Annotated in this window: 14 protein-coding genes; 4 read left to right on the forward strand and 10 right to left on the reverse strand. The window is 55.1% G+C overall.

The features are described 5' to 3' along the window. Window positions 1-49: 49 nt before the first annotated feature. Window positions 50-745 (reverse strand): pirin family protein, encoded by a 696-nt coding sequence (locus PGQ95_RS15735; RefSeq protein ID WP_015369337.1) that lies wholly within the window; start codon window positions 743-745, stop codon window positions 50-52. A gap of 121 nt (window positions 746-866) precedes the next feature. Beyond that, window positions 867-1904: an oxidoreductase gene (locus tag PGQ95_RS15740; RefSeq protein WP_430918653.1), complete on the reverse strand. Its 1038-nt coding sequence runs from the start codon at window positions 1902-1904 to the stop codon at window positions 867-869. Window positions 1905-2169: 265 nt separating this feature from the next. On the opposite strand from PGQ95_RS15740, the gene PGQ95_RS15745 reads away from it, so the two are divergent. The 3 genes from PGQ95_RS15745 (at window position 2170) to PGQ95_RS15755 (ending at window position 4478) form a co-directional block, all read left to right on the forward strand. After that, window positions 2170-2817: a bactofilin family protein gene (locus PGQ95_RS15745; protein WP_430918655.1), complete on the forward strand. Its 648-nt coding sequence runs from the start codon at window positions 2170-2172 to the stop codon at window positions 2815-2817. A gap of 226 nt (window positions 2818-3043) precedes the next feature. Further along, complete coding sequence (yhhY, locus tag PGQ95_RS15750) at window positions 3044-3532, forward strand: N-acetyltransferase (RefSeq protein ID WP_430918657.1); 489 nt, start codon at window positions 3044-3046, stop codon at window positions 3530-3532. Between the two features lie 49 nt (window positions 3533-3581). After that, window positions 3582-4478, forward strand: coding sequence for a hypothetical protein (locus PGQ95_RS15755; protein WP_430918659.1), 897 nt, complete (start codon window positions 3582-3584; stop codon window positions 4476-4478). A 52-nt stretch (window positions 4479-4530) separates the two neighbouring features. On the opposite strand, the gene ggt is transcribed toward PGQ95_RS15755, so the two are convergent. Next, window positions 4531-6276: a gamma-glutamyltransferase gene (gene ggt / locus PGQ95_RS15760; RefSeq protein WP_113373960.1), complete on the reverse strand. Its 1746-nt coding sequence runs from the start codon at window positions 6274-6276 to the stop codon at window positions 4531-4533. A gap of 124 nt (window positions 6277-6400) precedes the next feature. Here ggt and PGQ95_RS15765 point away from each other — a divergent pair, with 124 nt between their 5' ends. Beyond that, a complete protein-coding gene (locus PGQ95_RS15765; RefSeq protein WP_430918662.1) occupies window positions 6401-6721 on the forward strand; it encodes a DUF2756 family protein in 321 nt (106 codons plus the stop codon). Window positions 6722-6744: 23 nt separating this feature from the next. Here the strand turns inward: PGQ95_RS15765 and ugpQ are convergent, their stop codons facing one another. The 7 genes from ugpQ to PGQ95_RS15800 form a co-directional block, all read right to left on the reverse strand. Next, the gene (ugpQ, locus tag PGQ95_RS15770; RefSeq protein ID WP_430918664.1) at window positions 6745-7485 is read right to left on the reverse strand and encodes a glycerophosphodiester phosphodiesterase; all 741 of its coding nucleotides are present in this window, start codon (window positions 7483-7485) and stop codon (window positions 6745-6747) included. Next, window positions 7482-8552 (reverse strand): sn-glycerol-3-phosphate import ATP-binding protein UgpC, encoded by a 1071-nt coding sequence (locus tag PGQ95_RS15775; protein WP_430918666.1) that lies wholly within the window; start codon window positions 8550-8552, stop codon window positions 7482-7484. Before PGQ95_RS15775 ends, ugpQ begins: the two co-directional genes overlap by 4 nt. A 1-nt stretch (window position 8553) precedes the next feature. Then, a complete protein-coding gene (gene ugpE, locus PGQ95_RS15780; protein ID WP_015369329.1) occupies window positions 8554-9399 on the reverse strand; it encodes a sn-glycerol-3-phosphate ABC transporter permease UgpE in 846 nt (281 codons plus the stop codon). Next, complete coding sequence (ugpA, locus tag PGQ95_RS15785; protein WP_015369328.1) at window positions 9396-10283, reverse strand: sn-glycerol-3-phosphate ABC transporter permease UgpA; 888 nt, start codon at window positions 10281-10283, stop codon at window positions 9396-9398. Before ugpA ends, ugpE begins: the two co-directional genes overlap by 4 nt. A 106-nt stretch (window positions 10284-10389) precedes the next feature. Next, entirely contained in the window at window positions 10390-11706 is a 1317-nt protein-coding gene (ugpB, locus tag PGQ95_RS15790) for a sn-glycerol-3-phosphate ABC transporter substrate-binding protein UgpB (RefSeq protein WP_316425069.1), read from the reverse strand. A gap of 272 nt (window positions 11707-11978) precedes the next feature. Beyond that, a complete protein-coding gene (locus tag PGQ95_RS15795) occupies window positions 11979-12347 on the reverse strand; it encodes a type II toxin-antitoxin system death-on-curing family toxin (protein WP_430918668.1) in 369 nt (122 codons plus the stop codon). After that, window positions 12344-12565, reverse strand: coding sequence for a type II toxin-antitoxin system Phd/YefM family antitoxin (locus PGQ95_RS15800; RefSeq protein ID WP_004174006.1), 222 nt, complete (start codon window positions 12563-12565; stop codon window positions 12344-12346). The genes PGQ95_RS15795 and PGQ95_RS15800 overlap by 4 nt, the downstream gene beginning before the upstream one ends. Window positions 12566-12719: the final 154 nt, after the last annotated feature.

Genomic DNA, 12719 nt, shown 5'->3' on the forward strand with positions numbered 1-12719 from the left:
CGATGTTGGAGAAGGTTGCGCAATTTATTTAACCTGGCTCAGATAACTATCAAACCGGCGGCAGATCGAACAGCAGTATTTCGCTATCGCTGTCGGCGTGAACCGAAATCGCCTGCTCGTCCCAAATCGCCAGACCATCGCTGGTGGTGGCTTTAGTGCCGTTAATCGTCACTTCGCCTTTCACTACCTGGATCCACACGCGACGTTCCGCGGCAATCTGGTGAACCGACTGCTCATCTTTCAGCAGCGCCCAGCGATACAGTTCCATATCCTGATGCACTTTCAGCGACCCTTCGCGCGCATCTGGCGACAGTACCAGCTGTTTGCCCTGCGCGGCATCAAAGCGGCGCTGCTCGTAGCGCGGCGTAATGCCGGTTTCTTCTGGAATAATCCAGATCTGATACAAACGCAGGCGGTCGGTGCTGCTCGGGTTGTACTCAGAGTGACGTACGCCGGTACCCGCGCTCATAATCTGGAACTCGCCAGCCGGAACCTGCTCTTTGTTACCCATGCTGTCCTGGTGCTCAACCGCGCCTTCCAGCACATAAGTCAGGATTTCCATGTCTTTGTGCGGATGGGTGCCAAACCCCTGGCCGGCGTCGATTACGTCATCGTTAATCACGCGCAGCGCGGAGAACCCCATAAAGTTCGGGTCGTAGTAGTTGGCGAAAGAGAAAGTATGCCAGGAATCCAGCCAGCCATGGTTAGCGTGGCCACGTTCGTTAGCTTTGCGTAAGTAGATCATGTTGCACCCCCGTATGTTTTCGATGGAGTAAGTGTGGACCCATTCCGCCGGCGATCATAGAGGGTGAAAATTGACTCCTCTGTTCAAAAAATATGAACAAGCGACGAGGAGCCAGATTTTCTTATTTCGCGAGGGTAATAGTAGCCGGAGAAGGCTGTTCAAAGCCGCGCTGCAGAATCTCCATATTGGTGAGAACTTCAGATTCCTTGACGTAATTCGGCCGGCCGTTAACGAGGGTGTCATACAGCGCGTCATACACTCGTCCGTAGTCGCCGGTTTCCAGCGGCACCTCTTCACGTACCGCCACGCCCGCCTCGTTGATGTACACCAGTTGCCCCACGCTATCATCAGCGCCGAACCCCGCGTCGCCCGGCATAATGTTGGCCTTCAGGCTGGTCTCCTGCTGGTCAATGCCGTATTTCACAAACGAGCCTTTATGGCCATGAACGATAAATTTCGGGTAGTCAATCTGCACCAGATGGCTGGTTTTGACGATCGCTTTCAGGTCGCCATAAAACAGTTGAGCTTCAAACGTGTCATCGGGATTGGCTTTATTGCGTAGTGATCGCAGATCGTAGGAAACATGATCCGGGCGACCAAACAGCGAAATGATCTGGTCCATGGTATGCACCCCGAGGCCGTAGAAATCGCCGCTTTGCGGTCCCCCCTGGAGGGTTTCCGCCACCGGTCGGTAGTTATCAAAATGACTTTCAATTTCCACCAGCTCGCCGAGCTTACCGCTTTCAATCACCTTTTTGGTGGTCAGGAAACAGGAGTCGAAGCGGCGGTTCTGGTAAGGCGTTACCGTCAACCCTTTGCTTTTCGCCAGCGCGAACAGGGTCTTCGCCTCTGCAAGCGTCGGGGTGAAGGGTTTTTCAACCAGTACGTTTTTCCCTGCTTCCAGCGCCCGCTTCGCGTATTCGAAGTGGCTATCGGCATGGGTGCAGACCACTACCAGCTTGACCTGCGGGTCGCTCAGTACTTCATCGAGGTCGCTGGTGAAATGGATATGGGAATACGCCGGCGCCTGTTCTTCCGGCCTGGCGCTGCGGCGATAAATATGCGCGACGTGCCAGCGGTCTTTGCGATGCAGGACGTAAGGAAGGTGGTAGCGGGTCGTGCTTTTACCAAAGCCAATAAATGCGCAGTGCAGAATCATAACGCTGTCCTTAGTTGATGTGCTGCCTTTAACCATAGCGCAAGCAGGCGGCTCACTTCATCCCCCTTTTCCTCTAAGCAGGAAAATTCACCGGCAAAATATTTCGGTTATCACTCATACGTAATTTTTAATAAGAGATTGATTAATAAGCGATTAAAACGCCATTTTTCAACAGAAAGTCTTGATCCCAATGACGAAACTGCGGATAAGTGGAGGGCAAAACCAGGACGTTGCTAAAGACTAACGGAGTAGCCAGCCGCTGCTGATGGAAAAAACGTATTTCGCCATAAACTGCGCCATTTTTTTCTGGCTTCTCGCACTAATCGCCTGGTTTAGCGATGAGACCGCGCTGGCGCGCCTGGCGGCCGCCTGTACCCTCTTCGCTTTCCTTATTCATACCCAACGGGAAAAAATTAACGCTATGTTTATGAAGAAAAATAAAACCGAAGCGCAGGCTGCTGAAGTCGCTGTGCCAACCGTGGCGGCAGCAGAGCCAGAAACAGCAAGCATCAAAAAACAGGAAACCACGGTGATCGCCAGCGGGGTGCATTTTGTCGGCAACATCGTCGCCTGCGGCCATGTTTATATACATGGCCAGGTCACCGGCAACATTGAGGCCAAAGAACATCTGATTAAGGTGATGCGCGAGGGTCACGTGGAGGGCAATATCAGCTGCCGGGAGCTGATCGTCGACGGCAAGGTACATGGCCAGTGCCGTGGCGATAGCATCGCTATTGAGGAACATGGCAACCTCGACGGCACCCTCGCCTATCGCACGCTGGCGATTAAAAAGGGCGGCCTCTTTACCGGCAGCGCCGAAGTGTTGGCCGCGGCGGAGAGCAAAAATAAAAACAATATCGTCGGCCTGGTCGCAGAAGAAGCGGTGAAATCCGCCAAATCGCAACACGCCTGAAATGAGCGCAAAAAAAAGCCAGCACCCGGCTGGCTAAAGTAATACTGGAAGCAATGTGAGCAATGTCGTGCTTTCAGGCTTTCCGCAAGGGTCTCCCTGAATGCAGGACAATAATAATCATTCTCATTCGCACTTGTCTACTTTTTTTTGCAATTAATGCGTGTTGACTCAAACGCCGGAGTCAGTGATGTTTAAAGGGTCTTTTCAACCAAATGAGGAACAAGGAATGAGTGACATCGTGATACGCCATGCTGAACCGAAAGATGTTGACGCGATTCGTCAAATTCACGCCCAGCCGGAGGTGTATCACAACACGCTACAGGTTCCTCATCCATCGGAGCATATGTGGCGGGAGCGGCTAACCGATACGCCGGGCGTGAAGCAGCTGGTGGCCTGTATCGATGGGCAAGTCGTGGGGCATTTATGCATTGCCGTCGTCCAACGCCCCCGCCGTAGCCACGTCGCCGATTTTGGTATCAGCGTAGATTCGCGCTGGCATAACCGCGGCGTCGCCAGCGCCCTGATGCGTACCATGATTGATATGTGCGACAACTGGCTGCGGGTCGAGCGCATTGAGCTGACGGTGTTCGCCGATAACGCCCCGGCGGTCGCGGTGTATAAGAAGTATGGCTTTGAGATCGAAGGCACCGGCAGGCGCTATGCGCTGCGCAACGGTGAGTATGTGGATGCGTATTATATGGCGCGCATAAAATAAGCTGGACAGGATAACCTCAAGACTTAACGCTTAACTGCAAGGATGCATAATGAAGTTTCTTCCCACCGCTACGCTGGCGTTACTGACTTTCATGGCGCCAGCTTTTGCAATTACCGTAAATAATCTCGATGCCGTACCGGATGCCATTCATTCTTCAGAAGGGAAACTGATTTACGCTGAGCAAATGACAGGAACAGCTCCAGAAAATGGATTTGGCACCTTGCCCGCAGGGTTAGAAGAAAAAGAATGGATACAATGGGTTGCCCCAGAAGAAAGTGTCGATCGATTGATCATAACGGGCGCTAAACCTTGGGGAAAAGATGGCACATATATTGGTATCGCTTGTTTTGCCGATACGGCGGAAGATGCCCAAAAACTTAAAAAATATGGCAGCGCCAGCTGCCCTGAAGATGACAACAGCAGACGCGTCAATAAGCTGTTCCTCGGTGTTTTTCGCTGGCAAAACCAGCGGCTACAGCCGATTGCACGCACCGAAGAGGCACTGGACAAGCTTTCTCTGTGGTCGAAAAGGGTGGCACGCGAAGCCGATGACGAAACGCTACAACCCTTACAATATTACAGCAAACTCGATCTGGCGCCTTACCGAATCGCGCCAGATACCATGGCATTTGGCGTCCGCGGTGGCTATTCAAACGCCTACTCCGGCGGCGGCGCCTTTTATGAAGTACTGGAGCTATACATAATTAAAGGCGATAAGATAATCAATATCTTTGCCGCTTTGGTCTACCAGTATGCGGATATCGCTGGCGAATGGAATGACGACGGCACCCGAAAACACGATATCAGCGAGAGTAAATCTATCCTTAAAATTTTGCCGACCACATCCGATGGTTTTCATGATTTGCAGCTTGTTAATGTCATCGATAAGCATAAAACGATTTTTCGCTGGTCCACGGCCGATCGGCAGTATTCTCCGCAGCCCTAACCCTCATAACTATCCCGGCAAAGCATAGCGCAAGCCGGGATAGCGCTAAGACTTAATACCCCGCGGTCAAATCACCGGGCGAACGCGGATCGGAAGCGCCATACAGCGTACCATCCGGCCCCACCATAATGCTCTGGGTACTACCCATCGCCTCTTTCAGCGCGACTTTCTGCCCTTTCGCTTCCAGCAATTTCACGGTATCCGGGCTAAAACCTTTCTCTACCCGCAGTTCATCCGGCAGCCACTGGTGGTGGAAGCGCGGCGCATTGGTGGCCTCCGCGACGTTCATTCCGAAATCAATGGTGTTGACCACCATTTGCAGCACGGTGGTAATAATACGGCTACCGCCCGGGCTACCGGTCACCAGCCAGGTTTTCCCGTCTTTCACCACAATCGTCGGCGACATCGACGATAGCGGGCGTTTTTTCGGCCCTACCGCATTGGCGTCGCCGCCGACTAAACCATAAACGTTAGGCACGCCGGGCTTCGCCGAGAAATCATCCATCTGGTTGTTGAGTATAATTCCGGAGTCGCCGGCCACGATGCCGGTGCCAAAGGTGGTATTCAACGTATAGGTGACCGCCACCGCATTGCCGTCTTTATCGACTACCGAGAAGTGGGTGGTCTGGTTGCTTTCATACGGCGCCAGCTTGCCCGGACGGATCTGGCTGGAAGGCTTCGCCTTGTTCACGTCAATCTCGGCGGCTATCGCTTTGGCGTAAGCCTTGCTGGTCAACGCCTGCCACGGCACTTTGACGAAGTCAGGGTCGCCGAGATATTCAGAACGGTCGGCATAGGCGTGTTTCTCCGCCTCCGCCATTACCTGCATGGCGTCGGCGCTGCCAAAACCATATTTCTGCATATCGAAGTTTTCGAGGATATTGAGGATCTGCACGATGTGGATCCCGCCAGAGGACGGCGGCGGCATGGAGTAAACCTCATAGCCGCGATATTCACCGCTAATCGGCGTACGCTCCACGGCCTTGTAGTTGGCGAGGTCGGCTTTGGTGATAAGCCCGCCGTGTTTTTTCATCTCACCGGCAATCTGGTCGGCGATAGCCCCTTTATAGAAGGCGTCCGGGCCGTGCTCGGCAATCAGCTCCAGGCTTTTACCCAGATTCTTTTGCACCAGCCGGTCGCCTTTTTTCAGCGGCTCGCCGTTCTTCCAGAAAATCGCTTTGCTGTTTTCATGCTGCGGGATCACTTCGCTGCCGTAGGTTTTTAAATCGTCAGCCAGCGCATCGTTAACGATAAACCCCTCTTCCGCCAGCTTAATCGCCGGGCGGACCACCTTATTCAGCGGCATAGTGCCGTATTTTTCCAGCGCGAGGGAGAAGCCCGCGACGCTGCCTGGCGTGCCGGAAGCGAGATGTGAAGTCAGCGATTTTTTACTGTCAGGATTGCCATGTTCATCAAGGAACATATCGCGGGTGGCCTGTTCCGGGGCCATCTCGCGGAAATCGATCGCCGTGGTTTTACCGTCTTTAGTTCGCAGCATCATAAACCCGCCGCCGCCGATATTACCGGCCTGCGGATGCGTCACCGCCAGCGCATAGCCAACGGCAACCGCTGCATCGACGGCGTTGCCGCCCTGACGCAGAATATCTACGCCGACGCGGGTCGCCAGCGCATCCACCGAGGCCACCATCCCCTGCTGGGCGCGCACCGGGTGAAACACATCTTCCTCAACGCCATACGAGACAGGCGGCGGGGGCGGCGGATTGGCGGCAACGGTAAAGCTGCCCCCCGCCAGTAACGCTGCGATGACCACCTGACGCCATATTGTTGTTTTTATCATTGTCTTACTCCTGAAAAGTAGGTTTTATCTCCCGGCTTAAGCCTGGTTGATAACTCCTAAAAAATCATTGTTATGGCGAATTCGAGGTACACTTAAGTGATCCCACGCACGGGAGGAGAAAACAATGAAAGCGATTTTATTCCTGGCGGCGCTGATGCCGCTCGGCGTTTTAGCACAGCCGATTAACATCGATAACAACCCTAACCAGCCGGGTTATGTGGTGCCCAGCCAGCAGCGTATGCAAAATGAGATGAAGGTGCAGCAACAGCAGCAGCAAAGCATGCTGAAGCAGAATCTGAATAATCAGACGCATATGCAGCAACAGCATTTGCAAAATCAGCTGCAGTCCAATCAGCAGCGCGCGGCGCAGGGCGGCAATCTCAATACGCAACCGCAGGTACTGCCGAACAACAACGGCGGGATGCTGCGGCAGACTAACCCGTAAAGATCGTCCGCCGCAAATCAGTCTTAAGGCTGGAAATTCGGCCCGATGACGTCAATAGCATCGGTGCAGATGCAGTCTACGCCCCAGCGCAGCAGCTCGACGGCGCGCTGGGGTTTGTTGACCGTATACACCAGAATATGCAGGCCGGCCTGTTTCAGGCTCGCCACCCGCGCCGCATCCAGCAGCTTGTGGTTGAGATGAATTGACACGCAGCCCAGCCGGGTGGTCAATTCGCGCCAGTCATCGCGCCACTCATCCAGCAGCAACCCGCGCGGCAGCTCGGGCGCGGCTTCCTGCGCCGCTTCCAGCGCATCAATTTCAAAGGATGAGAGCAGCGGCGCGGTCATGCCTTTCCACAAATCGCGCGCGGCCAGCGCCACCACTTTGCCGGTCTGCGGCCCTTGCCCGGTAGTCGGCTTAATTTCGATATTCGCCATCATACCGTGACGACGGCAACGCTCCGCTACCTGGGAGAGCAGCGGCAGCGGTTCGCCCTTAAACTCGCGGCTGAACCAGCTGCCGGCATCAACCTTCAGCAGATCGTCCCACGCCAGCTCGCCCGCCACGCCCCAGCCGTTGCTGGTGCGTTCGAGGTTATCGTCATGCAGCAGAAAGATCTGCCCGTCCTTCGACAGCTTGGCGTCAAATTCAATCATCGTGTGCCCGTAGCGGGCGCCGACGTCGATAGCCGCCAGGGTGTTCTCCGGCGCCAGTTTACCGCCGCCGCGATGGGCGACGATGCGGGGATAAGGCCAGTTACTCATGCGCGTTGTCCTGTTTCACCATCAAAGAGGTGCAGATGTTCCAATGGCAGATGCAGCCATAGATTACTGCCGCCCGCCGGGCGCTGCTGATGCGGCAATCTGACCACCAGCTTCTGCTCTCCCCAGCGCCCGTGGGCGAGGTTATCGGCACCTAAAATTTCCAGCGTATCCATCAGCAGCGGGATGCCGCCTTGCGCCTGCGAGCTTAAAATAAAGTGCTCCGGGCGAATACCGAGAGTCATTTTACGCCCGGCGTAGCGTCGATGCTCGTGATTCATCAGTAGTTGTATGCCGCCTTCCAGCTCAAAGCGGCCGCCGTCATCGCTCACCCGCCCCTCCAGCAGATTCATTGCCGGGCTGCCTATAAAGCTTGCCACAAAGCGGCTGGCGGGCTTTTCGTACACTTCGACCGGCGTGCCGATCTGCTCGGCAATACCCTTATTCATCACCATCACCCGCTGGGCAAGGGTCATCGCTTCGACCTGATCGTGGGTGACATACAGCGAGGTGGTTTTCAGGCGCCGATGCAGCTGTTGCAGTTCCAGACGCATCTGCACGCGTAGCTTGGCATCGAGGTTTGACAACGGTTCGTCGAACAGGAATACCGCCGGGTCACGCACGATGGCGCGGCCCATCGCCACGCGCTGGCGCTGACCGCCGGACAGTTCCCGCGGGCGGCGCTTGAGCAGGCCATCCAGCTCAAGAATACGCGCCGCCTCCTGCACGCGCTCGGCAATCAATCCCTTACCCATGCCGCGAATCTTCAATCCCCACGCCATGTTCTCTTCCACGCTCATATGCGGATAAAGCGCATAGTTCTGGAACACCATCGCGATGCCGCGATCCTTCGGTTCCATTTCGGTCACCCGTTTACGGTCAATCCAGATATCGCCGCTGGTCACTCGTTCAAGTCCGGCAACCATCCGCAACAGCGTTGATTTCCCGCAGCCCGACGGGCCGACCATGACGATAAACTCCCCGTCCGCCACGTCCAGCGTCAGCGGTTGAATTACCTGGGTTTTGCCATCCCAGCTTTTGCTTACTGCCTGTAGTTTTAAACCAGCCATTTTATTTCTCACTATCGACCAGGCCGCGCACAAACGCGCGCTGCATGGCTAAAACGATGACGACCGGCGGGATCAGGGTCAGCAGCATCGCCGCCATTACCTGATTCCACTGGGTAGTACCTTCACCGGTGGCGATCATGCCCTTAATACCGGCGACGGCGGTGCCAAGATTCACATCCTGAATAATCAGCAACGGCCATAGATACTGGTTCCAGCCGTAGATAAAGGTGATAACGAACAGCGCGGCGAGGTTGGTTTTCGACAGCGGCAGCACGATGTCGCGAAAGAAGCGCATCGGCGAAGCGCCATCAATACGCGCCGCTTCAATCAGCTCGTCCGGCAGAGTCATAAAGAACTGGCGGAACAAGAAGGTGGCAGTAGCCGAAGCCATCAACGGCAGCGTTAACCCGGCATAGCTGTCGAGCATTTTGAGGTTGGCGATCACTTCCACCGTCGGAAAAATACGCACCTCGACCGGCAGCATCAGGGTGATAAAGATCATCCAGAAGAACAGGTTACGCAGCGGAAAGCGGAACCAGACGATGGCGAAAGCCGAAAGCATCGACACCACGATTTTGCCTACCGTAATAGCGAACGCCATGATGAAGCTGTTGAGCATCATCAGCCAGAACGGCGCGCTGTTGACGCCGACCCCGTTCACCCAGATGGTCTTCATGTTCTCCAGCAGATGCCCTCCGGGAATCAGCGTCATCGGCGTTTCGAACACCGATTTGTTATCCAGCGTCGCCGCCACGAAGGCGACGTACAGCGGGAATAAAATGACGGCAATGCCCAGAATCAGCATGGTGTGGCTGAAAATCGTCAGCCCGCGACGGTTCTCAATCATTGGTAACGCACCTTACTTTCAACGTAACGGAACTGCACCACCGTCAGGATAATGACGAGGAACATCAGCACCACCGACTGCGCGGCGGAAGCGGAAAGATCGAGCCCGGCGAAACCTTCGCGATAAATTTTGTAGATTAGGGTGGTGGTTGCCTGCACCGGGCCGCCGGCGGTGGCGGCATCGATCACCGGGAAGGTATCGAAGAAGGCGTAAACCAGGTTGACCACCAACAGGAAGAAACTCACCGGCGCAATCAGCGGCAGCGCCAGCTTGAAGAAGCGACGAATCGGCCCGGCGCCGTCGATGGCGGCGGCCTCAACCAGCGAACGCGGGATCGACTGCAGCGCGGCGAAGAAGAACAGGAAGTTGTAGCTTATCTGCTTCCAGACCGAGGCGAAGACCACCAGGAACATCGCCTGGCCGCTGTTTTGCGCGTGGTTCCAGTCGTAACCCAATTCGCCGAGGAAATGAGTGATCAGCCCACGTCCGGGATTGAAGAGGAAGATCCATAGCACCGCCGCGACGGCGGGGGCCACGGCATACGGCAGCAGCATCAGCGTTTGATAAAAGCGGCTGCCGCGCACCACATAGTCGACCAGCGCGGCAAAAAACAGCGAAATAAGCAGGCCGCTGACGGTTACCAGGGTGCTGAATTTTATGGTCGTCCAGAAAGAGTCCAGATAGTACGGGTCGTGGAACAGCGTGACGAAGTTATCCAGGCCGACAAACTGGCTGGAAAGGCCAAACGGATCGACGCTCTGCAGCGAGTACCACAGCGCTTCGCCCGCGGGCCAGATAAAGAAAATCAGCGTGATAATCAGCTGCGGCGCGACCAGAACATAGGGCAGCCAGCGCGAGCGGAATACCGGACGGGATGATGACATGAAGATTTTATTCCTGAACAATGCCGGGTGGCGGCTACGCCTTACCCGGCCTACATAGGGCACATCGTAGGCCCGGTAAGCGCAGCGCCACCGGGCAAGTTACAGATTACGATTTGGTTGCTTGCTCGAAACGGCGCAGCAGTTGATTCCCCCGCTGAACGGCGGAATCCAGCGCCTGTTGCGGGGTTTTCTTGCCGGTCCACACGCTCTCCAGCTCTTCATCAACGATGGTGCGAATTTGCGGCATGTTGCCCAGGCGCAGGCCTTTGGTGAACGGCAACGGCGGCTTGTTCAGCATCTGGCGGGTGGCGATATCAGCACCTGGATTCTTATCATAGAAGCCCTGCTGGCGCGTCAGATCGTAGGCCGCGGTGGTAATCGGCAGGTAGCCGGTTTTCTGGTGCCACTCGGCGGCGTTTTCCGGTTTGGTCAGGAAGTCGAGGAACTTCGCCACGCCGGTGTAGGTCTCTTTGTCCTTGCCCTGCATCACCCACAGGCTGGCCCCGCCGATAATGGCGTTCTGCGGCGCGCCTTTCACATCGGCGTCGTAAGGCATCATGCCGACGCCATAGTTGAATTTCGCATACTGACGAATATCCGCCAGCGAGCCGGATGAGGCGGTAGTGATCGCGCAGTCGCCGTTATAGAACTTCTCGGTGGATTCATCCTTACGCCCGAAATAGCTGAAATCGCCCTTCTTGTTCATCTCTTCGAGCAGGGCGATATGTTTCACCTGCTCCGGCTTGTTGAACTCAAGCACCGCGTCGGTGCCGTCAAAACCGTTATTTTTCGTGGCGACCGGCAGGCCGTGCCAGGCGCTGAAGTTTTCAATCTGGATCCAGCCCTGCCAACCGCTGGCGTAGCCGCACTTCATTCCGGCCGCTTTCAGCTTCGCGGTATAGGCCGCCAGATCCTGCCAGGTTTTCGGCGGCTGCTCAGGGTCTAAGCCCGCTTTCTTGAAGGCGTCTTTGTTGTAGTACAGCACCGGTGTGGAACTGTTAAACGGCTGGGAGAGCAGATGGCCGGTTTTTGAGTCGGTGTAATAACCGGACACCGTCGGCACGAACTGCGATTCATCGAACTTAATACCCGCATCGCTAAAGACCTGGTACACCGGCTTAATGGCTTTTGACGCCATCATGGTAGCGGTGCCGACTTCATACACCTGCAGAATCGCCGGCGCGTTGCCGGTACGGAAGGCGGCGATACCGGCGCTCAGGCTTTGCTCGTAATTGCCTTTATACACCGGAACAATTTTGTAATCAGGATTGGCCGCGTTGAAACGTTGCGCCAGAGAATCAACTTCTTTACCCAGTTCCCCTTCCATCGAGTGCCAGAAAGGGATGGTGGTTACTGCCAGTGCCTGACCGGCAACTGCCAGGCTCAGCGCCAGTCCTAAAGCTGTATGTCGTAACGATATCATCGGTTATCTCTCTTGTTGTTCCGGATGCGCGATTTCACGCGTTTTATGTTCGCGGGGTAACATGACATGTTCGAATTACAGAAAAATAACTTTTTTATTACAAAAAAAAGATAGTAACGGGTCAGAGAGATGACAAGCCGATGAAAGGACGGGGGAAGTAAAGTGGGAGCTGAGACACGGATAATATTTGTACGATCGGCTCCCGGGGTCGGCGCAAGCGCCTCGCCCGGGCTACAAACCGGCGAAGCCGCCGGGTTGCAACGAGTTAACCGTCATCCGCGCAAACGCGCGACAATCTGTTCCAGGGTAAGTTGCCCTGCTGCTGCCTCGACGGTCATGCCGACGAAGTCTGGATTCGCTGGCAATATAATTCCATTTCGCTTTAAAAAAAGCAGGGTGATAAACAGTGCCGTACGCTTATTACCATCATTAAATAGATGACCGCGAGAAATCGCCAGCAGATGCATCGCAGCGAGTCGCCACACGTCTGTCACACCTTCATATTCAATTTTATTTAGCACCCTATACATTATCGCTTCGGCACGCCCCGGATCGGGCATACCGGCAACGCCAGGCGTGACGCGGAGTAGCCTGTCGTGAAACTGTATTATCTCTTCCGCTGAGATAATCTGCAGCGTCATTTATCCGCAAGCTCCCTGATCTCATCACCATGAACCGCCATGATAGCCGCGAACTCATCATCCATTCTGGCCGCCTGGTAGCGTTCAAACTCTTCTGCGCTAATGATGACTGCTGATTTATGCCCACGACGGGTAATGGTCACAGGTACACCTGTCACTGCGCTTTCCAGCACATCGGCCAGATTTTGCCGGGCTTCGCTATAGTTAACCGTTCTCATAAAAACCTCCAAAGCTGTACTCTTTTATTGTACAACATACATGTACAAAAAAAGAGCCAACAGGCTCTTTTAAATGTATTTGTGCGTTCTGCTCCCGGGGTCGGCGCAAGCGCCTCGCCCGGGCTACAAACCGGCGAAGTGAACGACGCCGGGT

The sequence above is a fragment of the Klebsiella sp. 141240 genome (assembly GCF_050600805.1).
Lineage (GTDB): Bacteria > Pseudomonadota > Gammaproteobacteria > Enterobacterales > Enterobacteriaceae > Klebsiella > Klebsiella aerogenes.